Source organism: Mesorhizobium sp. f-mel (assembly GCF_053850215.1).
Window position 1 is genome coordinate 286,600 of record NZ_JBSPTO010000004.1, and the last position, 23,283, is coordinate 309,882.

The 23,283-nt window shown below is 61.4% G+C and carries 18 protein-coding genes; 8 read left to right on the forward strand and 10 right to left on the reverse strand.

What is annotated here, in order from left to right; translation table 11 throughout:
- Positions 1–35: 35 nt before the first annotated feature.
- Complete coding sequence (locus tag ACWUKX_RS09050) at positions 36–3,002, reverse strand: Rne/Rng family ribonuclease (protein ID WP_456005890.1); 2,967 nt, start codon at positions 3,000–3,002, stop codon at positions 36–38.
- Between the two features lie 670 nt (positions 3,003–3,672).
- On the opposite strand from ACWUKX_RS09050, the gene ACWUKX_RS09055 reads away from it, so the two are divergent.
- From ACWUKX_RS09055 to ACWUKX_RS09080, 6 genes are all read left to right on the forward strand, one after another.
- On the forward strand, positions 3,673–4,950 hold the full coding sequence (locus ACWUKX_RS09055) for an N-acetylmuramoyl-L-alanine amidase (protein ID WP_456005892.1): 1,278 nt from the start codon (positions 3,673–3,675) through the stop codon (positions 4,948–4,950).
- 210 nt (positions 4,951–5,160) lie between these two features.
- Positions 5,161–7,617 carry a penicillin-binding protein 1A gene (locus ACWUKX_RS09060; protein WP_065008214.1) on the forward strand — a complete coding sequence of 819 codons (2,457 nt, stop codon included), beginning with the start codon at positions 5,161–5,163 and terminating at the stop codon, positions 7,615–7,617.
- A gap of 140 nt (positions 7,618–7,757) precedes the next feature.
- Positions 7,758–8,889, forward strand: a protein-coding gene (gene prfB, locus ACWUKX_RS09065; RefSeq protein WP_127211857.1) for a peptide chain release factor 2 whose coding sequence is annotated in 2 segments (ribosomal slippage) — positions 7,758–7,823 and positions 7,825–8,889 — 1,131 coding nt in all. Because the reading frame shifts where the segments join, the coding sequence is not laid out codon by codon here.
- A gap of 443 nt (positions 8,890–9,332) precedes the next feature.
- Positions 9,333–9,719 (forward strand): hypothetical protein, encoded by a 387-nt coding sequence (locus ACWUKX_RS09070; RefSeq protein ID WP_456005895.1) that lies wholly within the window; start codon positions 9,333–9,335, stop codon positions 9,717–9,719.
- Positions 9,720–9,922: 203 nt separating this feature from the next.
- Positions 9,923–10,291, forward strand: coding sequence for a GFA family protein (locus ACWUKX_RS09075; protein ID WP_029353832.1), 369 nt, complete (start codon positions 9,923–9,925; stop codon positions 10,289–10,291).
- A 177-nt stretch (positions 10,292–10,468) separates the two neighbouring features.
- Positions 10,469–11,119: an OmpA family protein gene (locus ACWUKX_RS09080; RefSeq protein ID WP_065008303.1), complete on the forward strand. Its 651-nt coding sequence runs from the start codon at positions 10,469–10,471 to the stop codon at positions 11,117–11,119.
- Positions 11,120–11,256: 137 nt separating this feature from the next.
- Here ACWUKX_RS09080 and ACWUKX_RS09085 read toward each other — a convergent pair whose 3' ends face one another.
- From ACWUKX_RS09085 to ACWUKX_RS09115, 7 genes are all read right to left on the reverse strand, one after another.
- Positions 11,257–12,867, reverse strand: coding sequence for a DEAD/DEAH box helicase (locus tag ACWUKX_RS09085; RefSeq protein WP_456005897.1), 1,611 nt, complete (start codon positions 12,865–12,867; stop codon positions 11,257–11,259).
- 191 nt (positions 12,868–13,058) lie between these two features.
- On the reverse strand, positions 13,059–13,832 hold the full coding sequence (locus ACWUKX_RS09090) for an NAD kinase (RefSeq protein WP_065008218.1): 774 nt from the start codon (positions 13,830–13,832) through the stop codon (positions 13,059–13,061).
- A 484-nt stretch (positions 13,833–14,316) separates the two neighbouring features.
- Positions 14,317–15,078 carry an MBL fold metallo-hydrolase gene (locus tag ACWUKX_RS09095; protein WP_456005899.1) on the reverse strand — a complete coding sequence of 254 codons (762 nt, stop codon included), beginning with the start codon at positions 15,076–15,078 and terminating at the stop codon, positions 14,317–14,319.
- 3 nt (positions 15,079–15,081) lie between these two features.
- Positions 15,082–16,146 carry an ABC transporter ATP-binding protein gene (locus ACWUKX_RS09100; protein WP_456005901.1) on the reverse strand — a complete coding sequence of 355 codons (1,065 nt, stop codon included), beginning with the start codon at positions 16,144–16,146 and terminating at the stop codon, positions 15,082–15,084.
- On the reverse strand, positions 16,143–16,940 hold the full coding sequence (locus tag ACWUKX_RS09105; protein ID WP_065008221.1) for an ABC transporter permease: 798 nt from the start codon (positions 16,938–16,940) through the stop codon (positions 16,143–16,145). The genes ACWUKX_RS09100 and ACWUKX_RS09105 overlap by 4 nt, the downstream gene beginning before the upstream one ends.
- Before the next feature lie 2 nt (positions 16,941–16,942).
- On the reverse strand, positions 16,943–17,788 hold the full coding sequence (locus ACWUKX_RS09110; RefSeq protein WP_456005904.1) for an ABC transporter permease: 846 nt from the start codon (positions 17,786–17,788) through the stop codon (positions 16,943–16,945).
- A gap of 13 nt (positions 17,789–17,801) precedes the next feature.
- Positions 17,802–18,908 carry a polyamine ABC transporter substrate-binding protein gene (locus tag ACWUKX_RS09115; protein WP_456005907.1) on the reverse strand — a complete coding sequence of 369 codons (1,107 nt, stop codon included), beginning with the start codon at positions 18,906–18,908 and terminating at the stop codon, positions 17,802–17,804.
- A 91-nt stretch (positions 18,909–18,999) separates the two neighbouring features.
- Between ACWUKX_RS09115 and ACWUKX_RS09120 the strand changes: the two genes are divergently transcribed.
- The gene (locus tag ACWUKX_RS09120; protein ID WP_095521567.1) at positions 19,000–19,614 is read left to right on the forward strand and encodes a TetR/AcrR family transcriptional regulator; all 615 of its coding nucleotides are present in this window, start codon (positions 19,000–19,002) and stop codon (positions 19,612–19,614) included.
- Between the two features lie 131 nt (positions 19,615–19,745).
- Positions 19,746–20,255, forward strand: a complete 510-nt coding sequence (locus tag ACWUKX_RS09125) for a DUF2569 family protein (RefSeq protein WP_456005910.1) — start codon at positions 19,746–19,748, stop codon at positions 20,253–20,255.
- Positions 20,256–20,372: 117 nt separating this feature from the next.
- Here ACWUKX_RS09125 and ACWUKX_RS09130 read toward each other — a convergent pair whose 3' ends face one another.
- Positions 20,373–20,570 (reverse strand): hypothetical protein, encoded by a 198-nt coding sequence (locus tag ACWUKX_RS09130; RefSeq protein WP_065008304.1) that lies wholly within the window; start codon positions 20,568–20,570, stop codon positions 20,373–20,375.
- Positions 20,571–20,770: 200 nt separating this feature from the next.
- Complete coding sequence (locus ACWUKX_RS09135) at positions 20,771–21,016, reverse strand: hypothetical protein (protein ID WP_127210427.1); 246 nt, start codon at positions 21,014–21,016, stop codon at positions 20,771–20,773.
- Positions 21,017–23,283: the final 2,267 nt, after the last annotated feature.

Consider the following 23,283-nt stretch of genomic DNA (forward strand, 5'->3'; position numbering starts at 1 on the left):
TTTGGTCAAAAGATCAGGCTAAACCACCGAAAAGCTTAGAAGAAGCCTTTCCGCTGCCACCAGCCGGCACGCTTCGGCTTTTCCTCGGTCTTTTCCTCTTCGGCAACGGTCGAAGACACGATCGGCTCAACCGGCGCATCTACCGGTACAGGCTTGCGTCGCGATGGGCGGACCGTCGGTTTTTCGTCGACGGTCGCCACGGCTGTTTCCTCCGGAACAGGTGCGGGAGCCTCGGCAGAGGTTTCCGGCTCGGCTACCGGCGTCTCGACGACGACGTCCGCCGCAGCCTTCTTCGGCTTGGCGGCGCGGCGCGGCTTCTTCGGCTTTTCGGCGCTCGGCATGTCGTCATTGGCCGGAGCAAGGTCCACAGGCTCTTCGACCGGCATTGCTGCTACCGGCTCGCTGGAGACGGTTACGCCCTCCAAGACTTCGCCTTCGGGGCCGTCAGCCGATTCTGCAGTGCCTGCATCGACCTCGCCTTCGCCGTCTTCACGGCGATTGCGCTTGCCGCCGCGCTTGCCGCGCCGGCGCTTCTTGCCCTGACCTTCATCCGACCCCCGACGTTCATCAGGCTCTTGACTGTCATCCGACGCTTCCACCGCCTCGGTGACGCCGACCTGGTCCTCGAGGTCTGCTTCAGCGCCTTCATCGCTTGAGGCTTCGGAGACGCCATCGGCTGTGGCCGAGAGGGACGCGCCTTCCACGGGGGCGCCATGCTCGCGGTCGCGATCCTTGCCGCCGCGCCGTCTGCGGCGCTTGCGGCGCTTGCGGTCGCGGCCTTCGCCATCCTCGCTTGGCCTTGGCTGCTGCGGCTGCTGAGCTTGGCGCGGTTGCTCCGCCGGTGCAACGGCCTCGTCTTCCTCCTCCTCAATCACGGTTTCGTCGGCGGGCTCTTCCGGCTCGACATAGGCGGGCAACGTGCGCACCTCGACGAAGCCTTCAGGCTTTTCAGCCAGCGCGCCGCGGAAGATCGCATAGTGCTGGGCGCCGACCGTGTCGTCGGCTTCGACGGTGATGGTCAGGCCGAAGCGGCTTTCGAGTTCCACCAGCGTGCCGCGCTTGTGGTTGAGCACATAGAGCGCGGTCGCCGCCGGCGTCCGCACCGTGATGTGGCTGCGCGAATCCTTGAGGAGGAATTCCTCGATCGCCCGTACAACCATCAGCGCGACAGACGAATCGGACCGCACATGGCCGGTACCGCCGCAATGCGGGCAAGGCTTCATCGTCGATTCCAGCACGCTGGCACGGATGCGCTGGCGCGACATCTCCATCAGGCCGAAATGCGAGATGCGGCCGACCTGGATGCGGGCGCGATCGTTCTTGAGGTGATCCTTCAGCCGCTTCTCGACGGAGCGGTTGTTGCGGTTCTCCTCCATGTCGATGAAGTCGATGACGATCAGGCCGGCGAGATCGCGCAGCCTCAACTGCCGTGCGACTTCCTCGGCCGCTTCCAGATTGGTGTGAAGCGCTGTGTCCTCGATCGAGTGCTCCTTGGTGGAGCGGCCCGAATTGACGTCGATGGCGACCAGCGCCTCGGTCTGGTTGATGATGATGTAGCCGCCGCTCTTCAGCGTCACCTGCGGCTGCAGCATGCGGTCGAGCTGCGCCTCGATGCCATTGCGCACGAAGATCGGCGTCGTGTCGCGGAACGGCTGCACGACCTTGGCGTGGCTCGGCATCAGCATGCGCATGAAGTCCTTGGCCTCGCGATAGCCCTCTTCGCCGGAGACTAGGATCTCGTCGATGTCCTTGTTGTAGAGGTCGCGCACCGAGCGCTTGATCAGGCTGCCTTCTTCGTAGACCAGGGCAGGGGCCGTGGACTGCAGCGTCAGATTGCGGACGTTTTCCCAAAGCCGCATCAGATATTCGTAGTCGCGCTTGATCTCGGCTTTGGTACGGCTTTCGCCGGCTGTGCGCAGGATGACGCCCATGCCCTGCGGCACTTCGAGATCGGCGACGACCTCCTTCAGCCGCTTGCGGTCCTGTGCGTTGGTGATCTTGCGCGAGATGCCGCCGCCGCGCGCCGTGTTCGGCATCAGCACCGAATAGCGGCCGGCAAGCGACAGGTAGGTGGTGAGCGCTGCGCCCTTGTTGCCGCGCTCTTCTTTTACGACCTGCACCAGGAGGATCTGGCGGCGCTTGATCACCTCCTGGATCTTGTACTGGCGGCGCACCGGCTTGCGGCGGTTGCGCGCTTCTTCCAGCGCATCCTCGGCGCCGACCGATTCGACCTCATGGTCCTCCGGATGCGAGGACTGCACCTCTTCCAGCATGCCGCGATCATTGTCGGTGGACGTGGCTTCGCCGGCCGTCTCCGCCTGCGGCACGGCTTCGGAAATCACATCCGCTTCGATGCTGGCGGCGAGGGAATTTGGACCGCCTTCGGAAGGCCCAGTCTCGTTATGGCTCGTCTCATTATGACTCGCCTCAGTATGACCGGCGACATCCTCGCCATGTTCCGAAGTATCGGACGGCGTGTCGACATTTTCCGAAACGGCATCGGCGTTATCCGCGACCGTATCCTCGCCGTGTTCGCCGCCCTCATTGGAACCGCTGTCATTGGACTCGACAGAATCGTCAGAATCGGCCGCACCTGCATCACGCTTGTGCTCGCCCCGATCGCGGCTCTTGCCGCCGCGCCGGCGTCCACGCCGGCCGCGATCGCGGCTCTGGCGGTCGTCGCCTTCGCCATCCTCATCGTCCTCGTCTTCAGCCTCCTGCGCTTCTGCGCGCAGCAGCGCCTGACGGTCGGCGACCGGAATTTGGTAGTAGTCGGGATGAATTTCACTGAAGGCGAGGAAACCGTGACGGTTGCCGCCATATTCGACAAAGGCTGCCTGAAGCGAGGGTTCGACGCGCGTTACGCGGGCGAGGTAGATATTTCCTTTGAGCTGCTTCTTGTCCTGGGATTCAAAGTCGAATTCTTCAATACGGTTACCGCGAACGACGACAACACGTGTTTCCTCCGGGTGGGAGGCGTCTATCAGCATCTTGTTGGGCATTATTTCGTTTCCCCCCGGCAGCCGTCAGCCGCAGCTTGCGGGGCAACGCCCGCCGCTGTGAGTGTGGATGAACATGGGTGCCGGGCAATTGAATGTCCGCCGGCCGCTGCCTGAGCGCCATGGCGGTGCCGCCCGCAGCCATAATGGCGCGGTTTGCTGCGGACCTTTCCATGATTGCGCTTGAAGCCATCGTAACCAGCAGAACCTTTTTGAACCAAAGCCCGGGAAAACCGGACCAGCTTGTTTGCTCATACAGAGCCGGCGCGGGACAATCCCGGCCGTTTTCCTCACGCAGGCGCTTCCCCGCCACGGGCTCGCACCTGCGAAATTCGTCGCGATCACCTGATACCTTTTTCGTCTGAAGCGAAAGGAGTCGTCGTTCATCTGAGCTGTAGTAGGAAGCTGCGGAGAAGGACGGTTCCAGGATTGCAGTGATCCACCATCGCTTTTATGATTTGGCGGGTTGGAAGGCAACCCCGATTTCCGATGCCGGCAAAAAGCAGTTCCGCAACGGAAGCACAGCTTAACCTTTGCATGAAAAGGCTTGGTTAACCTTCTCTGGATACCAATCGTTAATTGAGTTCGCGGCCTAACCGGCATTCGACAAGACGCCGACACTCCGACAAACAAGATTGGGCGCCTGGCGCCAAACCGGAGCGACTGGAAAGAGATGGGACTGGCAGTCTTCACGCACTGGAGTGGTCGCGCCGGAGGCACTTTCTTCTACGCTGCCTACTTCCGCGCTGCTTGTCTGCTGTTGGTGGTTGTCGCTTGCCTGGCCTTTTCGCCGGTTTCCTTTGCTGCCGACGCACCGCTCGCGGTGACGAGCTACAAAATGGCGGGTGACGCCACCAAGATGCGCATCGTCATGAATTTCGATCGCGAACCCGACGTCAAATGGTTTCTGCTGCGCGGCCCCCACCGTCTGGTCGTCGACCTGCCAAGCACGAAATTCGCCATCAATGCCAAGGATGTGAAGGCGCGCGGCCTGGTCAGGAGCGTGCGCTACGGCGATCTCGGCGAGGGGATGTCGCGGCTGATTCTCACCGGCAAGGGCCCGTTCGCCGTCGACAGGCTCGACGTGCTCAAGAACGATGACAGCAGCGGCTACCGCATCGCTATCGACATGTCGGCGGCGTCCGTGCGGGAGTTCGACGCCGCTCTTGCCAATCAGGCGCTGACCACCGGCTCGACGGTCTCCTCCGACAAGGGTGGCAGGGTCGGCACCGGCCCGGTCTCCAACCCAGGCCATCGCTTCACCGTCGTCATCGATCCAGGCCATGGCGGCATCGACGGCGGCGCCGAGGGCCTGAACGGCACGGTCGAGAAGAACGTCACGCTCGCCTTCGCCACCGAATTGCGGGAAAGACTTGCCGCAGTCGGCAAATACGACGTGTTTATGACGCGCGAGACAGATCAATTCCTGCGGCTGGACGACCGCGTGCGCATAGCCCGCCAGCACGAGGCCGATCTGCTCATTTCGATCCACGCCGACACGATCAGGGTCAAGGGCCTTCGCGGCGCAACCGTCTACACGGTCTCCGACAAGGCTTCCGACCCGGAAGCGCAGGCGCTCGCCGACCGTGAAAACCTTTCCGACCAATTTGCCGGCATGGAAATCAAGGACGACAACAAGGAAGTGACCGACATCCTGATCGACCTGATTCGGCGCGAGACGCATAGTTTCTCGATGAGTTTCGCCCAGACTTTGGTCGGCCAGCTTTCCACCAGTGTCGGCCTCATCAACAATCCACAGCGTTCGGCCAGCTTCAAAGTGTTGAAGGCGCCGGATGTCCCCTCCGTGCTGGTCGAACTCGGCTATCTGTCGAACGCCAAGGACGAGGCGCAACTGCTCAGCGCCGATTGGCGCGGCAAGGCGGCCCAGAGCATAACCAATGCGATCGCTCTGTTCGCTTCAACCAAGGCTGGAGCCGGAACCGGAGGCTGAGACGCCGGCCCTCGCCACAACCAGAGGCAGCGTTGCACGACGACAACACTTTGCACTTATATTTGGCCATTCGAAGCCGAAATTCCAGGCTGCCGCATTTTGCCCACATGGTGGCGACATGGGTTTTCGATTACCGGTCGGGATCGTCTCGAAAGCTTGCGCGAAAGGCGGCTTCGTTAGGAAATTCCCGAACCAAGGACTGGAGCGGGCATGATTCGTCTCATTGGCTATTTCTTCGGCATCGGCACGGCGCTGGCCCTTTTGGTCGCGGCGGGCGTGGCGATCTATATCAGCCATTTGTCGAAGGATCTGCCCGACTACGAGGTGCTGGCCAAGTATGAACCGCCAGTGACGACCCGCATCCATGCATCCGACGGTGCGCTGATGGCCGAATATGCGCGCGAGCGGCGCCTGTATTTGCCGATCCAGGCGGTGCCGGATCGTGTCAAGGCGGCCTTCCTGTCTGCCGAGGACAAGAATTTCTACAATCACCCCGGCATCGACGTGACCGGTCTTGGCCGCGCAGTCATGGTCAATCTGCAGAATTTCGGCTCGGGCAAGCGCCAGGTCGGCGCCTCGACGATCACCCAGCAGGTGGCGAAAAACTTCCTGTTGTCCTCGGACCAGACCTACGAGCGCAAGATCAAGGAGATGATCCTCGCCTTCCGCATAGAGCAGGCCTATTCGAAGGATCGTATTCTCGAGCTCTACCTTAACGAGATTTTCTTCGGGCTCGGCGCTTATGGCGTCGCCGGCGCAGCGCTCACTTATTTCGACAAGGCGGTGAATGAACTCACCGTGGCGGAGGCGGCCTATCTGGCGGCTTTGCCGAAGGGTCCCTCCAACTATCACCCCTTCAAATATGCCGATCGCGCCATCGAGCGCCGCAACTGGGTCATCGACCAGATGGTCGACAACGGCTACGTCACGCAGGAGGAAGGCGCCAAGGCCAAGGCCGAGCCGCTCGGCGTCAAGCCACGCCGCTCCGGCACCTATCTGTTCGCCGGCGAATACTTCACCGAGGAAGTGCGTCGCCAGATCAGCGCGCGCTACGGCGAGAATGCGCTCTACGAGGGCGGCCTGTCCGTCCGTACGACGCTCGATCCCAAGATGCAGCTCATCGCCCGTAAAGCCATGCAGAACGGCCTGATGAAGTTCGATACGCTGCGCGGCTATCGCGGGCCGGTGAAGACCATCAGCGTATCCGGCGACTGGGGCGTGCCTTTGAGCGAAGTCAAGGGACTGGACGACGTGCCCGAATGGTCGCTCGCCGTCGTGCTCGACAGCTCGGAGAGCGGCCTGTCCATCGGCCTTCGGCCGACCCGGCAGATCTCGGGCGAACTCGTCAAGGATCGCATCGAAGGCACCGTCAGCCGCGACGACATGAGCTTCGCCATGCGCCATGTGGTCGACGGCAAGACCGTCAAGGCCAAATCGCCGGCGGACGTGCTGAAGCCGGGCGACGTTATCTTCGTGCAGAAGAAAGAGGGTACGGACGGGGCCTATATCCTGCGCCAGGCCCCCGAAGTGGAAGGTGGCATGATCGCCATGGATCCGCATACCGGCCGTGTTCTGGCCATGGTCGGCGGGTTCTCCTACTCGCAATCCGAATTCAACCGTGCCACGCAGGCCATGCGGCAGCCGGGTTCGTCGTTCAAGCCGATCGTCTATTCGGCCGCCCTCGACAATGGCTATACGCCGGCTTCGGTGATCATGGACGGCCCGATCACCATCAAGAGCGGCAACACGACCTGGACGCCGAAGAACTACGATGGAAGGACAGCTGGCCCGGCGACCTTGCGGTCCGGCATCGAGAGGTCGCGCAATCTGATGACTGTGCGGCTGGCCAACGACATGGGCATGAAGCTGGTCGCCGAATATGCCGAGCGCTTCGGCGTCTATGACCGTCTGGCGCCATATCTGCCGATGGCGCTGGGTTCGGGCGAGACCACCGTGATGCGCATGGTGTCGGCTTATTCGATCATGGCCAACGGTGGCAAGTCGATCAAGCCGACGCTGATCGACCGCATCCAGGATCGTTACGGCAAGACGGTGTACAGGCAAGACGAACGCGGCTGCGAAAATTGCAACGCCGCCGAATGGCAGAACCAGCCTGAGCCGGAACTGATCGACAATTCCGAGCAGGTGCTCGATCCGATGACGGCCTATCAGATCACCTCGATGATGGAGGGCGTCGTCGAGCGCGGTACCGGCGCCACGGTCGCCGAACTCGGCCGTCACATCGCCGGCAAGACCGGAACGACAAACGACGAGAAGGATACCTGGTTCATCGGCTATACGCCCAATCTCGTTGTCGGCCTCTATATGGGCTACGATCAGCCGAAAGGTCTTGGCAAGGGCGCGACCGGCGGCGGCCTCGCCGCGCCGATCTTCAAGGACTTCATGCGCGTGGCGCTGGACGGCACGCCCAATGTCGATTTCCAGGTTCCCGAAGGCATGAAGCTGATCGCCATCAATCGCAAGACCGGCATGGCTGCCAACCCAGGCGACCCTGGCGCCTTTATCGAAGCTTTCAAGCCGGGCACCGGCCCCGCCGACAGCTATTGGGTGATCGGCATGGGTGCGGACGGCTCCAACGCCTCCGGCGGCGCGCTGTCGCCACAGGCCAACCAAGCCATCCAGTCCGGCGGCGGCGGGTTATATTGACATAGGACATGGTGTTCTGGGCCGGCTTTCAAGCCGGCCCATTTCGCTTTACAGGTGGCGGTGCCGTCCCTATGTATCGCGCCAACCCAGCTCTGTTAAGCAACAGCGCCCCATTTCAGCACAGGACAAAACGACTAGCCATGCGCTCGGAAACGCAGAACATTGTCGACGAAATCAGGCAGGCGATAACCCTGCTGAGGAGGCATCTTTGACTGGGATCAAGCCTTAAAGCGGCTTGAATACCTGAATGTACGTGCCGAGGATTCCAGTCTCTGGAACGAACCGCTGGAGGCACAGAAGCTGATGCGTGAGCGCCAGGGCCTCGAGGAAGGCATCGCCGCGGTCAAAGGCCTCACCCAGGCGCTGGAGGACAATATCGGCCTGATCGAGCTTGGCGAGGAAGAGGGCGACGAGAGCGTTGTCGCCGAGGCGGAAGCGGCGATCCGCTCGATGCGCGGCGAAGCAAAGGCCCGCCAGATCGAGACGCTGCTTTCGGGCGAGGCGGATGCCAACGACAGTTATCTCGAAGTCCATGCCGGCGCCGGCGGCACCGAAAGCCAGGACTGGGCCTCGATGCTTCTGCGCATGTACACGCGTTGGGCCGAGCGGCGGCGCTTCAAGGTCGAGGTGCTCGAAGTGCATGACGGCGAAGAGGCCGGCATCAAGTCCGCCACACTGCTGATCAAGGGCCACAATGCCTATGGTTGGCTGAAGACGGAATCCGGCGTTCACCGTCTCGTGCGTATTTCGCCCTACGACAGCAATGCGCGCCGCCACACGTCCTTTGCCAGTGTGTGGGTCTATCCCGTAATCGACGATACGATCGAGATCGACGTTTCCGAATCGGATGTCCGCATCGACACCTATCGTTCGTCCGGATCGGGCGGTCAGCACGTCAACACCACCGATTCGGCGGTTCGCATCACCCATCTCGCCACCGGCATCGCGGTCGCCTGCCAGGCCGAACGCTCCCAGCACAAGAACAAGGCGAAGGCCTGGGAGATGCTGCGCTCGCGGCTCTACGAGGAAGAGCTGAAGAAGCGCGAGGCGGTGGCGAACGCCACCGAAGCGTCGAAGAGCGATATTGGCTGGGGCCACCAGATCCGCTCCTACGTTCTGCAGCCCTATCAACTGGTGAAGGATCTTCGCACAGGCGTCGAGAGCACAAGCCCGTCGAGCGTGCTGGACGGCGACCTCGACGATTTCATGGAGGCGTCGCTGTCGCAGCGCATCGAGGGCGGCGCCGGCGAAGTGGTGGCCGATATCGACTGAAGCTCCTACGCCCCAAGCAGCAGGAACATCACGCTAGAGTAACAGGCTCTCATTCTAATTGAGCGGTCGCTTTACGGCTTTGTTTTTTCATCCAATTTTCCACAACGACTTCTTCCTTCGGGCTAGATGTTGCAAGCCTGCCGGCGCCTAGCCCGGAACCACTGCGAGCTGAATCTCGTTATCTGCGATCCCATCTGCCGGGGTTGATGAAGTCACTCTCGTCAACCCCGGCAGGCTGGTTCCGGCTGCAGATGTCGGCGCTCGGTTTGCACAGCAATTTCTTGCGCCAACAAAGGAATCAGCCCAGCATGTAAGGCTAGGGGGAAAAAGCATTTATGGCCGGACGCGGCGTATCTGCGACCTGACGATCCGGCCACTGGGAAGACACGTTCTGGGAACGGGCAAGCGAAACGCTTAATAACTCGGTGATAGGAACTGCGCCCATGCCCGCTCTCAACGCTCGATCGGCCTCAGCCGTCCAGACGGCGCGCCGCCTCCTGAATTCAATCATTGCGGTGGTGGCTCTGACGGCCGCCATCATTGCATCTGCAGCGCCGGCTTTGGCGCACGACGCCACGCCGACTGCAGCGAAGCCGCAAGGCTGGAGTTACCCTTTCTCCTGTTGTTCTGGCTATGATTGCCGCGCGGTCTCGCAGACGTCGATCAGCGAGCGTCCGGAGGGCTATGTCATCAAGGGGACAGGTGAGGTCGTGGCCTACAGCGATGCACGGATCAAGAATTCGCCCGATGGCGAATATCACTGGTGCTCGGTCGCCGGCGCCAACGACGGAAAGACCATCTGCCTGTTCGTGCCACCGTCTTCGTTTTAATGCTTGTCGCCCAAAAGCTTGGCCAAGGGCCTGAGCCATGGTCTGACCCGGGATGCGCAGCGGTTTTGGGATAACGACAGGCATCAAAAAGATTGAAGCGCGCCACGCCTCCGACGCAGGCACCTGCTGACAGGAGTTGTCGGGAACGTCTCTCTATGTTTGTCTTGCCGTGCGGGCGGCAGGCAATCGTGAGGGAGGCGTTCATGACCATAAAGGCAAGCTGCCACTGCAGGGCGACGACGTTCGAAGTTTCGGAAGCGCCGCAAACCGTAACGCAATGCACCTGCTCCTTCTGCTCGAAGCGCGGCTCGTTGTGGGCCTACTACACGCCGTCGCAATTCAAGCTCACCAGCCCGCTCAAGAACGTCTCGTTCTACCGATGGGGGTCGAAAACGATCAAACACGGTTTCTGCGCCACCTGCGGCTGCGGCACCTTCACCGAGACGCCGGACTGGTCGACCGGCAAGCCGGATTTCGACAATCCGAAGATCAGCGTGAATTCGCGCCTGTTCGACAATTTCGACCTCGATCAGGTCGAGGTCGTAATCATCGACGGGAAGAATCTCTGGTAACCGATAATCTCTGGTAGCCGATCAGAATTGCTCAGTACCGAGGCCGTGGAATTGACCGGGAAAAGCCATAGGCAGCCGCTTTTCCCGTTCCGCTTTTCGCCGCATTTCATGTTACAACGAGCCCGGAAGGGCTGATATGGCGCGCCGTCGGCGCGACGCTTGGAGAGGGACTACCCGATGAAAAAGACTGTGCTCGTCGCCGTGGCGACGGCTGTGCTCGTGAGTGCCTGCACCACAACCGATCCGTATACCGGAGAGCAGAAAGTTTCCAACACTGCGGCCGGCGCCGGCATCGGCGCGCTGGCGGGTGCGGGGCTCGGCCTGCTTGCCGGCGGCAACGATCGCCGTAATGCGCTGATCGGCGCTGGCGTCGGCGCGCTCGCTGGCGGCGCCATCGGCGCCACGATGGACCAGAACGAGGCCGAACTGCGCCGGCAGCTTCAGGGCTCCGGCGTCAGCGTCACCCGCACCGGCGACCAGATCATCCTCAACATGCCGTCCGACATCACCTTCAACGTCGACCAGGACGCGGTGAAGCCCGGCTTCTATCAAGTGCTGAATTCGGTCGCACTTGTGCTGAACAAGTTCCGGCAGACCACCGTCGACGTGTTCGGCCACACCGACTCGACCGGTGGCGACGAACACAATTTCGACCTGTCGCAGCGCCGCGCGCTGGCCGTTGCCAACTATCTGTCCGGGCAGGGCGTCGATTCCCGCCGCTTCGCCGTCACCGGCTTCGGCAAGACGCGTCCGATCGCTTCCAATGCGACGGCCGCCGGCCGTGCTCAGAACCGCCGCGTTGAGATCCAGCTTTCACCGCTCACCTGAGTTGGAACATGATCCCGGACCTTCGGCTTCGGAAAAGATCATGTTCAGATACAAACCCGGCATGGAACATGAAGACGGCCCCGCAAGGGGCCGTTTCCGTTTAGGTATTCTGGATCTAAAGGCGGACCGGTATCTGATCAGACCTTGGCGACGATGCGCATGAAGGCGGGCATGTCGTCGCCGAATCCGACGGTCGCGTCATTGTCTTCGTGGCGATGGCGGGCAGGGCGATTGCCGTCGCGCTGCGGCCTGGTGTCGCCACGTTCCGGCGCACGCTGTTCGTTGCGATTGCGATCGGGCGAAGCCTTGCGGTCGGGCGAAGCTTGGCGCTCGCTATTTTCCGAGCGGATCGCTTCCTTGCGCGCGCGTCGCTCACCGGCATCGGCGACCGCGGTCTCGGCCGCCACTGCCTGTTCCTCGCGCGCCACAGCCGGTGCTGCAGCTTCGCTTTGCTTGGCGTGGCGTTCGCGTGGCTTGCGTTCGCCCCTGTCCTTGCGGTCATCGTTCTTGCGGCCGGCGCGGCGCGGGGGGCCGCGGCCACGGCGGGGAGCATCGTCCTCTCCGCCCTCGCTGGCGACGACCGTCGAGAGATCGCCGTCATGCCACTCTATCTTGTTGCCGATCAGCCGTTCGATCGCGTCGATGTATTTGGTGTCGGACTTGGTGGCGATGGTGAAGGATTTGCCCGAGCGTCCGGCGCGGCCGGTGCGGCCGATGCGGTGGACATAGTCCTCGGCATGGATCGGCACGTCGTAATTGAAGACGTGGCTGACATCGGGGATGTCGAGGCCGCGCGCCGCAACGTCCGACGCAACGAGGTAGCGCAGTTTGCCGTCACGGAAATTGGCCAGCATCTGCATGCGCGCGCGCTGGTCCATGTCGCCATGCAGCGCGCCGGCGTCGAAATCATATTTCAGCAGCGAGCGGAAAAGCTCCGAGACCTCGATCTTGCGGTTGCAGAAGATGATGGCGTTCTTCAGCTCCGCATCCTCGGCCCTTATCAGATTGCGCAGCGTCTCGCGCTTGTCCCAGGGTTTCGAGCCGGATTTCACCAGCCGCTGGATAATGTTTGTGGCGGCGGACGCGGCCTTCGAAACCTCGACGCGCACCGGCGCGTGCAGGAATTTCTCGGTGAGCTTGGTGATCTCAGGCGGCATCGTCGCCGAGAAGAACAGCGTCTGCCTCGTGAACGGGATCATCTCGCAGATGCGCTCGATGTCGGGAATGAAGCCCATATCGAGCATGCGATCGGCCTCATCGATGACCAGGATCTCGACGCCGTTGAGCAGAAGCTTTCCGCGCTCGCGGTGGTCGAGCAGGCGGCCGGGCGTCGCGATCAGCACGTCGGCGCCGCGCTCCAGCTTCTTGTCCTGCTCGTCGAACGACACGCCGCCGATCAGCAGCGCGATGTTGAGCTTGTGGTTCTTGCCGTATCTGATGAAATTCTCTTCGACCTGCGCGGCAAGCTCGCGTGTCGGCTCGAGGATCAGCGTGCGCGGCATGCGGGCGCGGGCCCGGCCCTTTTCAAGCCGGGTCAGCATCGGCAGCACGAACGAGGCCGTCTTGCCGGTGCCGGTCTGGGCGATGCCCAAAATGTCCTTGCCGAGCAAGGCGTGCGGTATGGCGCCGGCCTGGATCGGCGTCGGTTCGGTGTAACCGGCATCGGTGACTGCGGAAAGGACCTTCGGCGACAGGCCGAGGTCTGTGAAGGTCAACGCTTCTTGAGCGATCTGGGCGTCTGAGGACAAGTTTGGCTGTCTTTGGCTGGTTCGGGGGCGCAACATAAGCAGTCGCGGCAAGCGCCGCGCGCCTGCAAGATTGGTATTGCAGGTAGGCGCAAGCCCACGATTTGTCAACAGAAACGGGCGGGGAATGGTGTGATTGTGAAGTCGTAACCTTAATCGCGGTTCTTAATCGAGCTGCCCGTCGCTGTACCGGCTCAGTAACGGAACTGTTCGGCAAGAATACGCTCGTTCCACGAGTGGCTCGGATCGAACAGCAGCGTCGCCGTCACCGTTGGCGATTCTCGCACCGTCACCGAGGTTACGGCCTTCACTTCGGTGTGGTCGGCGGCGGCGTTCACCGGCCGCTTTTCCGCCTCCAGAATGTCGAAACGAACCGTCGCCTTGTTGGAAAGCAGCGCGCCGCGCCAGCGGCGCGGGCGAAACGGACTGACCGGGGTCAGCGCCAGCAGCGGCGCGTCGAGCGGCAGGATCGGCCCGTGCGCGGACAGATTGTAGGCGGTCGAGCCGGCCGGCGTCGCGATCATCACGCCATCGCAGTTCAATTCCTCGAGCCGCACTTGCCCGTCGACTGTGATCCGGATCTTGGCCGTCTGGTAGGACTGGCGCCACAGCGCAACCTCATTGATCGCCAGCGCTGAAATCGTTTCGCCCTCTGCCGTCACCGCCTGCATCTCCAGCGGACGGATCGTTTCGGCAACGGCCGCCGCGATGCGCCCCGTCAAACCGCTGGCACGATACTCGTTCATCAGAAAGCCAATGGTGCCACGGTTCATGCCGTAGACTTTTTTTCCCGTGCTCATCGTGTCGCGCAAGGTCTGCAACAGGAATCCGTCACCGCCGAGGGCGACGACGATCTCTGCATCCTCGATGGACGTCTGGCCATAGCGCTCCGAAAGGCTCTCCAGCGCCGCCTTGGCGTCGGCGGTGTCGGACGAGACGAAGGCGAAACGGCTGGCGGCTTTGCTCATGGCTCCCCATTGGCGATGTGGATGGCGACCGGTTGGTGGCGACCGGTTGCTTGGGCCGCGCCAGCGCCGGGTTAGCATGGGACGGCAAATCTGCAAAGGGAGGCATGGGCTGCCCCAGACACAGCGCCGGGAAGAGCGCTGGTCAGGCGCTCGCGCATCGTATCGGGTGACAAGCGAATGTGATGGTTAAGACGGGGATTAAACTCTCGTAAAGCCCGATCGATCATGTTAGCCGGCAGTGGATGGGCGGCGTGGGGGCCAGCCAGTCGGACCGATCTATTGCCCGTAACACGCCTGATTATCATCGTCCTGATGCTGGGAAGTTTTGCTCTTGCCTTTGCCCAACTGGTGCGCCAGTCGGAAGAGACGAGTTTGAGACCCCAACCCACGGCTTCACGTTGCGGCGATGCCGCCGGCACGCCGTGTCCGCAAAGGGCGTTGTGAACTTCGCCCAAGCACTTCTCGCTATGCGATACACCGGTGCTTATCGCGCCTGCAGCAGATGACAGCCGGCCTGCCGCTTTTGTGCGAGATACTCGTCGATAAGCTGGTGGTAGCGTACCTTGCCGAAGCTCGGGAAGTGACCGCCATGCACGACCGCGACATCGAGCTCGCGCATCCGTAGCAGCGTTTCGATATAGTCGTCGACGGCGGAATGATAGACATCGTCGATCAGAGGGCCGTCATAGACGATGTCGCCGGAAAGCAGGATGCCTGTCTTCCTCTCGTAGAGCGCGATGCCGCCGGGCGAATGACCCGGGGTGTGGATTACCTCGAAGGCACGGTCGCCGAGATCGACGACATCGCCTTGCCCGAGCAAGCGATCGGCCGGCGCCGGCAGGATCCGGTAGCGCGCCGCGTCCCAGCCTAGCGGCATTCCATCGAACATTGCGTCGGTAGCGTAGCGGTCGGCAACCGTCCATTCATTGCGCGGATCGGCGAGGATTTCTGCCTCGGCCCGATGCACGCAGCGGTCCGGAAATTCGTGATGGCAGCCGATATGGTCGAAATGCGTGTGGCTGGCAACGCAAATGATCCTTCGCTCCGTCATCAGCGGCACGTGACGCCGCAGGCTGAAATGGCCGAGGCCGGTGTCGAACAGGAGATCGCGGTCGCGACCGCGCACATGCCAGATGTTGCAGCGGAAGAACGGCTTGATCCACGGCTCGTGGATCAGCGTCACGCCATCGCCCATGCGGATGGTTTCATACCAATTCGGAGCGTCGATGACCGGAAGCGCGCCCATGGCTCAACTCGCCAGAAGGATGATGTCGCCAGCGTCGCACGAAACCGCAACGATGTCGCCTGGCTGGACGGCCGCAGCGGCGGCAACCTTGGCGATGAAGTGCAGCGCCGGGTCCTGCGCAGAAACGGCGAGCACGCGCTTGAAGCTGCCTTGAAACACAACGTCGCTCACCTTGGCCGTGCCGAGCCCTACAGCGCCGCCGGCCGCGCCGAGAACAAGGTGTTCCGGACGGACGGCGAGGGCGACAGTCGTCCCGGCCGGCAATGCGCCGGTCAGCGAAAGCGGTCCGACCTGCGTAGCGACAGTGATTGTTCCGTCCTTAGCCGCCGTCACCGCTCCGGATATCAGCGTGCTTTCGCCCATGAAGGTCGCGGAAAAGCGCGTCGCCGGCCGGGCATAGACGCGCTCTGGCGGCCCTTCGTCCTCGATGCGCCCATCATTCATCACCACGCAATGGTCGGCCAGTGCCATTGCCTCTTCCTGGTCGTGGGTGACATGGATGAAGGCGGTGCCGACCCGCTTCTGGATCGCTTTTAGCTCGTCCTGCATCTGCCGGCGCAATTTGAGGTCGAGCGCGCCGAGCGGCTCATCGAGCAGCAGCACGGCCGGCTCGACCACCAGGGCGCGGGCCAATGCGACGCGCTGCCGCTGGCCGCCGGAAAGCTGGTGCGGCTTCTTGTCGAAAGCGGTGGCCAGCCCGACCAGGGCCAGTGCCTCGCGCGCCCGCGCGTTCCGCGTCGCGGCATCGATGCCTTGCATGCGCAGGCCGAAGCCGACATTGCCGCCGACGCTCATATGCGGAAACAGCGCATAGTCCTGGAACACCGTGGTCGTCGGGCGTTTGGCAGGTGGCACGGCGGTGCAGTCCTCGCCGCGAATCAGCACTTTGCCTTCGCTCGGCGTGACGAAGCCGCCGAGAATGGACAGCAGCGTCGTCTTGCCCGAGCCCGACGGCCCGAGCAGGATCGTGTAGCTGCCCGGCTCGATTTGCAGCGACACGTTCTTCAGCACGGTCTGCTGACCGAAGCGATGCGAGATAGAGCATATATCGACCAGCGGCGCGGTCATGCCGGCTTTCTCCGCAACAGCATCAGTTCGAACATTACCACCAGCACGATGGAGACGGCGAAGACCAGCGAGCCGACGGCGTTGGTCTTGGGATTGAGGCCTGAGCGCAGCAGGTTCCAGATCTCGACCGGCAGCGTCGTGTCGAAACGCGTCAGCAGGAAGGAAATCACGAACTCGTCCCAGGAGAAGGTCATCGACAGGAAGAAACCGGCGAAGATCGCCGGCGCCATCACCGGCACTGTGATCAGCAGCAGCACCTTCCACTCGGGCGCGCCGAGGTCGCGCGCGGCGCGCTCGATATTGATCTGGTGGTCGCCCATCTGGCTGTAGATGATGGCAAAGCACAGCGGCAGGTTGATCACGACATGGCCGGTGCCGGCGGCAAGCAGCGATTTTGGCACGCCGGCCCAGTTGAACAGCACCAGCAGTCCCATGCCGATGATGAGATAGCTCACCGTCAGCGGCAGCGTGATCAGCCCGCGCAGCAGGCCTGAGCCGGGCAGGACGAAGCGTGCAAAACCCCAGGCGGAGAGGAAACCCAGCGTGACGGCGACAGCTGAGGAGATGGCTGCGACTAGAAGCGAGTTGACCAGCGCCGAAGTCAGCCGGGTGTCGGCGAGCACGGCGTCGTACCAGCGCAGCGACGGCCCGGTGAAGGGCGGGATCGGAAACGACGTCGCCTGCAGCGAAAACAGCACCAGCACGACCACCGGCAGGAAAATGAAGCCATAGATGGCTATGGCGTAGAGGCCGGACAGGATGCGAATGGCTTTGGCCACAGTGGATGAGCGCATGGTCAGGCCCGCTCGATCTTCAGCCAGCGGGCGCAGGCGAGATAGGCAATGGTAACCACGGCCATCAGAATGATCGACAGCGCCGAGGCGAGCGGAAAGTCGCCGCGCCGGCCGATCTGCATCATCACCAGCTGCGGCATCAAAAGCTCGTTGTTGCCGCCGAGGATCTGCGGTGTGATGTAGTCGCCGATGCACAGCACGAAGGTGAGAAAAGCGCCGACCATGATGCCGGGCAACGTCAGCGGCAGGATGACATGCAGGAACGCTCGCACCGGCCCGGCGCCGAGATCGGCGGCAGCTTTGCGGTAGCTGGGACTGAGCTGCTTCAGATTGGCGAAGATCGTCAGCGTCAAAAGCATGACGAAGAAATGGACGAAGCCGATGATCGTGGCCAGCCGTGTGTTGGCCAGTTGCACCGGTTCCGCAAACAGGCCTGAGCCGGTCAGCGCGCGGTTGATCACGCCGTTCTGCGCCAGCACCAGCAGCCAGGAGTAGGAGCGCACGACATAGGAAGTCCAGAACGGCAGCACCGCCAGCATCAGCGCCAGCCGCTGCCAGCGCGCCGGCACCTGTTCGGCCAGGATCCAGGCGAAGGGGTAGGCGAGCAGCACCGAGATCAGGGTGACGATGGCGGTGACCTGCAGCGAGTTCACCATCGCCTGCCAATAGGCCGGATTGTTGAAGAACTGGCTGTAGTTTGACAGGGTGAAGCCGCCGCCATCATGCGCCGTCAGGCTGGAAAGCGCCATGGCCAGGAAAGGCAGCACGAAGAACAGCAGCGTCCAGCCGAGCGCCGGCGTGACCAGCGCCCAGGGCAGGGCACGTCCACTGTTCGTGGCAGAGTTCATGACCGGCGACCGGTCATTGCGCCTGCAGCATTTCGGTCCAGACGTCCTGCATCTTCTTGTCGAGATCGGCATTCGGCGCCGGATAGGGCTGGGCCCGGGCCAGGAAATCCGGCTGCTCGTCGAAGCGCAGGATCTTCTTCTGCTCATCGGTCAGAGCCGCCTTGGTATTCGCCGGCATGCCCCAATAGCAGGCCGAGGTGGAGAGCCGCGCCTGGCCTTCAGGGCTCATGATGTACTGGATGAATTTCAGCGCCATATCCTTGTTTTTGGAATCCTTGAACATCGCCAGCGACTGCGACCACAGCACAGCACCTTCTTTCGGGATTGAGAAATCGAGGGCAGGGTTCTCCTTGGCCAGCCCGGCCGTCACCCATTCGCCGCCGCCGACCAGAATGTCGACCTCGCCGGTTGCCAGCGCGGTCTGGCTGGCAGTCACCTCGCCGACCAGCTTGGCGTTGGCCTTCATCTTCAGCAGCTCTTCCTTGATGGCGGGAAGGTCGGCTTCGGTCAGCTCGGCGGTCTTCTTGCCGATTGCCAGTGCGGCCATGCCAATGACCGGCAGATAGTAGTCGTAGATGGCGATCTTGCCCTTGTACTTATCGCTGGTCAGCGCGGCCATCGACTGCATGTCGGCCGGATCGACCTTGGTCTTGTTGTAGCCGATCGTGTTGTAGCCGAATTTTTCGGTGATGGCGTAGCGCTTGCCGTCGACCACGGTGGAGCTGTCCATCTTCACCTGGGGAAAGAGGTCGGCCAGCGGCAGTTTGTCTTCCGGCAACGGCTCGAACAGGCTTTTTTCGACGCCGCGCGGTACGTCGATGCTGTCGATCACCATCACATCCCAGTCGCCGGGCTGCGACTGTTCGACGATCGCCAAGCCGGCGCCGGTGCCTTCGAACTCCTTGACATTGACCTTGACACCGTTGGCCTCCTCGAAGGGCTGCAGCAGTGCCGGATCGGCGTGATCGCACCAGATCAGGGCATTGAGATCGGCTGCCTGGGCGAGGCTGCCCGTCGCCAGCAGCAGTGCTGTCGCAGCACACGCGGCGTGAAAACGGCTCTTTAGGACGGAAAGCGGGCTCTTGGTAGTTGGATTCGTAGGCTTCAGATTGATGGACATCGAGTGTTCTCCCTTGCCTTTTTGGCTTCTGGCAAAAAATTGAACCAATTCTAAAATTGAGTCAATTCTGTTTTTATGGCAAATAGCCGATATGAGCGGATTGCGGGCAAGGCAAAAGGCGGATCGGCACCGCCGCATCATCGAGGCGGCCGCGGAGCTTTTCCGCGATGCCGGCTACGAAGGCGCCAAGATCGAGACCATCGCCGCGCAGGCCGAGGTCTCGGTCGGCACGATCTACAACTATTACCAGAACAAGGGCGACATCCTCGGCGCCATCGTTTCGATGGAGGTCAACGAGGTGCTCAATGCCGGGCAAGGCGTCGTCGCCAACCCACCGGCCAATGTCGGCGATGCGCTCGACACGCTGCTCGGCATCTATATCGAGCATTCGCTGCATTATCTCAGCAAGGAGATGTGGCGGCAGGCGATGGCGATCTCGACGCAACTGCCCGACAGCCCGTTCGGCCAGGCTTATACTGCGCTTGACCGGGCACTGACCGAGCAGATCCGCGCGCTGATCGCGAGGCTACAGGCGCTCGGCCTGGTGCGCCGCGATATCGACGGGCAGGCCTTGGGCGAGCTGGTGTTTAACAACATGAACATGATGTTCATCGAGTTCGTGAAGCGTGATGAGGCGAGGATCGCCGAATTGCGCGCGGCAATACGAAGGCAGAACCGGATATTGGTGGCGGCGATTGCGGTTTGAGGCGGGTAACCGTCTCAGGACCGGTCAGGAAGAACGGATTTCTGGCCAAAGGCACCGGTTCATAGAGTCGCCCTCTTGAGCTGTTCAAAAAAGACGATACACCCTAAGATTGTGAAAAGGGGGAGGGGTAAATGGGTGTTTCGATCTGGCACTGGGCAATACTGTTTCTGCTGATTGGCGTGCCTGTCTTTGTCGCTGTTCTGTCTGCGGCCAAACCCTCACAGAATCCAGCGGGCCTTGTGGGGTTTGGAGGCTGGCTAATGCTGCTTGCGATCCTTCAGGCTTTATCCACGCTGGGCGCACTCGTCGCATTGGGTTCGTCGAGTGACGGCTACCAACAACTCATGGCGCTGCCAAATGGCAGCCTGGCGGTCTACGGCGAAGTTGCCCTCTTGCTGGCCTTTCTAGTGCTCCAGGTGGTTGTGTTCGTTGCAATGCTGCGGCGCAGATACCGCTTCAAGCAGCTATTCCTACACCAGTGGTTTGCAATACCAATCGTGTTTATTCTGGATACGGTGTGGACTTCGGCGGTTCTTGGCGTCCCGATGAGCCAAATGCTCGCGGGCGGTGCACTAGCAGCGCCCATAGTCTCTTTTGTACTGACCGGGATTTGGGTCGCGTCTACAAGTCAGTCTGGGTGAGGAACACGTTCACCAAGACGGTCGCATCTGGTCAAGTCGCGAGTGTGTCATAGAGGCGATAAGGCGCCTGCCACTCAGGCGCTGACTTCCCATCAACATTTAGCACGATCGGCAATTCTACCGGGCATGCTTGGGTGGCCGCGCACGGGGAAACGGCACGACGGTCAATGGCGCCTTGCGGAATTCCGCGATGGCTATTTCCTCGATCAGGGAATCCAGCGCCTCGCTGACGCGCTGGCTCGTTTCGTCCATGCCGCAGAGCCGGTTTTGGGCACACTCCAAGAGCTCGCGCGCAGCGGCGAAGTCGCTTCGCATGACATCACCCATTTGGTTTTAACCCGCCGCCCTGACATTGTTGACGCGCCAAATTGAGCGATTGCTAATATACACAGGGGCATTTTAATCGAATGGCATTAGAATGGCCGGCGAGCAGGAGATGCCGGCCGGCCAGCATCGCCCTGTGCCCCGGACGCTATCTGGAGAGGTTCGGGGTTTTGCGTTGCAGAACGCAAAGATTAGTCCTGATACGATCTTGGCCGGCTTAGAAATTCTCTCGCGGCGGCGATTTGGCGTCGATGCTCGCGCAGGAAGGTCAGGCTGAAACAGATCGAAAAGGCCAGTCCTGAAAGGACTATAGTTGCTTGCGAGGTCGGATCGGGATCGGGAATCATCAGGAAGCGGAAACCGAACGCCAACGCGAGGGCAACAAGGCTGCCATACATGCCACCAATAAAGGGGGCGATCGTGCGTTTCTGCTCCAACAGAGACTCCTATGGTTCCCACTAGGGAATATAAGCGTTGGAACTGATATGCTACGGTCCCAACCTGTGGAAATCGGGGATGAGCAGATATCGACCGCCTGAAGCAACGCGCGCCCACCGGTGCCGTTGTGCCGTCGCGCAATGCCGTGCAGCGCGCGATCATGCCCTTATGGACACGGGTTGGGTTGTACGCACCTTCCAAGGGCGGGGAAGGGCAAAGGCGTCAGCCGCTATGTTCCCGTCATCAACGTTCTGGAATTGGCAACCCAAGACTTTTCCGCACCGGCCCACGATACCGGGCCACCGGCCCACGCCAATGGGCCATCAGCGGCCCACGCCAATGGGCCAGTTGATGCCGAACCGGCCCACGATACCGGGCCAAAGACTCTCTTACTTGACCCGCGGACAGACGCGGGGACAAGTAAGGGTACTATCGAAGTATCCGCCACGCCTGGGGCTGGCCTTGCGGCCGCCGCTGCGGCGGGTTCAAAAAGTTTGGGCTGCATACGTAAAACTTGGGAGCAAGAAGGCTGCCGAGACTTCCTTTGCCGCCATCATCGATCCGGACGTCGACCACACCGCGCAGCATCATGGGCAGCAAGCGCCAAGCCAGGCAGAAGCGCATGCCGCTCGAGATGTGGCTTTCTGCCGAAAAGTTCGATGAGGCCAACCGGCGTCCGCTGCCATCTCTACTGAAAGTCCGAAAAGGCGCGACGCGACGCTAACATTGAAGAGATCAATTTCGAGGGGCGGCTCGTATGTGTCACGCTGAAATGGAATGACGCCAGTGAGGGCGAGAAAGAGACATACGGGCACAGGATGGCGAGGGACAAGTTTGCCGAGATGCTTCGCCAACTCGGCGTGAACGATGAGGGTGAAATCGAATTTCGCCGTGTTTTAGTCGATTTCTGGACTGGCAAAGATGAGGAGGGATCGAGAGGTGGTGCCCATATCCCGACGAGTTGAACGACAATCTCCCTCGCGAAAATGATGACAAAGACGCCATTCGCTCTCTGCATTGGAAGGAAGCGTACCCAGCGACAGCGACCGACCATTCCGCGGTAAGCGCCTATTGTGGCGCGAGTTCTACACCCTGCGGCCAGACCTCGAGCCGGTGAATGACAATGCCGATCAAGACTCTCTGCGCCGCCTCGGTGCGCCGGGCACGTCGTCTGATGTCTCCTCGAGTATCTCGCGCCCGTAGCGGTAAACGAGATAGCCGATTAGCCCTAACAGCAGCAACCTGAACATCGATCGGTCTCCTTCTCTGGAGACAATCAACGCGGTCAGTCAATGACGGTTCCGCCATGACGCGGGGGGCCGGGTCACATCTCTAGCGCAACGCCTTTTTAAAGACCGCTCCGAGCCCATCGTGCACATTTTTCCAATTGAAAATATGGGGGTCACACAACGGCCAGACCGCGCGTACCTTTAGAAAAAGCCAACATGACGGGCTATTCGCTTAAGCATCCTGAGCGTTCCCGGACGGGCAGCAATCAACCACCAGAATATGCCGACCAATTGGGGATCCGCTCTATTTGGTTAGATCCAGAGCAAGAGGCCTGGTGGGAGTTTGCGGTCCTTGCCATGGTTCAACCGATCGCACAGGGGCATTCTCTCGATTGCCTCCCTTCTGGCCGGGCGATTTGACACGCGGCGATCTCGGGACCAGTCGCAAGAAATTGTTACGGCTTTGCCTCGGCTCAGTGGGTGCCATGCCCGCCGATTTTTGCAAAGTGGAGTGGTCACCGCCGCTCGAGGACGATGATGATGACGAGGCGACGGCGTTCTTCAGGTAGGGGCTATCCATATCCTTGCCGCTGCCCGACCACAGGAGCGGTTCCGCAAGTCAGCGCTAACGATCGGCAAGATGCTGGCCATGGGTCATCAGGCGACCATTCTTTGCGTGACAACAGGTTGGCATCATGAGAGCCGGCTTACTCTGGTGGCGCTTGGCCACCGCATTGGACAACCTTACAGAAAGCTCACAACTAGAGCCTGTTCCATCCCGATGGCATCGGGATGGAACTCCATCGCTTTGTTTGAGCACGTCCGAAAACCGGGCACCCGCCTTTTGCTACGCTGACCTTTGGTTCGGGATCATGGCTTTGAGGTGCTGTTTATCCAGTCCTTGTTTGGCCACGGCGAGCCCCTCGCGGGATGTTATTTCCCCGCGTAGGTCCTTCAGGTCACATAGAATGAGGCTGCGGTGAGCGAGAGATGTGGGGAAAGCGTGGCGAATTGTGTTTGAGCTGCGCCGCCGATCC

What these genes read in the sequence shown, in the direction of transcription:
- ACWUKX_RS09050 (WP_456005890.1), bottom strand. Translation starts at nt 3,002, where the DNA reads ATGCCCAACAAGATGCTGATAGACGCCTCCCACCCGGAGGAAACACGT.
- ACWUKX_RS09055 (WP_456005892.1), top strand. Translation starts at nt 3,673, where the DNA reads ATGGGACTGGCAGTCTTCACGCACTGGAGTGGTCGCGCCGGAGGCACT.
- ACWUKX_RS09090 (WP_065008218.1), bottom strand. Translation starts at nt 13,832, where the DNA reads ATGAGCAAAGCCGCCAGCCGTTTCGCCTTCGTCTCGTCCGACACCGCC.
- ACWUKX_RS09100 (WP_456005901.1), bottom strand. Translation starts at nt 16,146, where the DNA reads ATGACCGCGCCGCTGGTCGATATATGCTCTATCTCGCATCGCTTCGGT.
- ACWUKX_RS09070 (WP_456005895.1), top strand. Translation starts at nt 9,333, where the DNA reads ATGCCCGCTCTCAACGCTCGATCGGCCTCAGCCGTCCAGACGGCGCGC.
- ACWUKX_RS09060 (WP_065008214.1), top strand. Translation starts at nt 5,161, where the DNA reads ATGATTCGTCTCATTGGCTATTTCTTCGGCATCGGCACGGCGCTGGCC.
- ACWUKX_RS09115 (WP_456005907.1), bottom strand. Translation starts at nt 18,908, where the DNA reads ATGTCCATCAATCTGAAGCCTACGAATCCAACTACCAAGAGCCCGCTT.
- ACWUKX_RS09095 (WP_456005899.1), bottom strand. Translation starts at nt 15,078, where the DNA reads ATGGGCGCGCTTCCGGTCATCGACGCTCCGAATTGGTATGAAACCATC.
- ACWUKX_RS09120 (WP_095521567.1), top strand. Translation starts at nt 19,000, where the DNA reads ATGAGCGGATTGCGGGCAAGGCAAAAGGCGGATCGGCACCGCCGCATC.
- ACWUKX_RS09105 (WP_065008221.1), bottom strand. Translation starts at nt 16,940, where the DNA reads ATGCGCTCATCCACTGTGGCCAAAGCCATTCGCATCCTGTCCGGCCTC.
- ACWUKX_RS09110 (WP_456005904.1), bottom strand. Translation starts at nt 17,788, where the DNA reads ATGAACTCTGCCACGAACAGTGGACGTGCCCTGCCCTGGGCGCTGGTC.
- ACWUKX_RS09125 (WP_456005910.1), top strand. Translation starts at nt 19,746, where the DNA reads ATGGGTGTTTCGATCTGGCACTGGGCAATACTGTTTCTGCTGATTGGC.
- ACWUKX_RS09130 (WP_065008304.1), bottom strand. Translation starts at nt 20,570, where the DNA reads ATGCGAAGCGACTTCGCCGCTGCGCGCGAGCTCTTGGAGTGTGCCCAA.
- ACWUKX_RS09080 (WP_065008303.1), top strand. Translation starts at nt 10,469, where the DNA reads ATGAAAAAGACTGTGCTCGTCGCCGTGGCGACGGCTGTGCTCGTGAGT.
- ACWUKX_RS09075 (WP_029353832.1), top strand. Translation starts at nt 9,923, where the DNA reads ATGACCATAAAGGCAAGCTGCCACTGCAGGGCGACGACGTTCGAAGTT.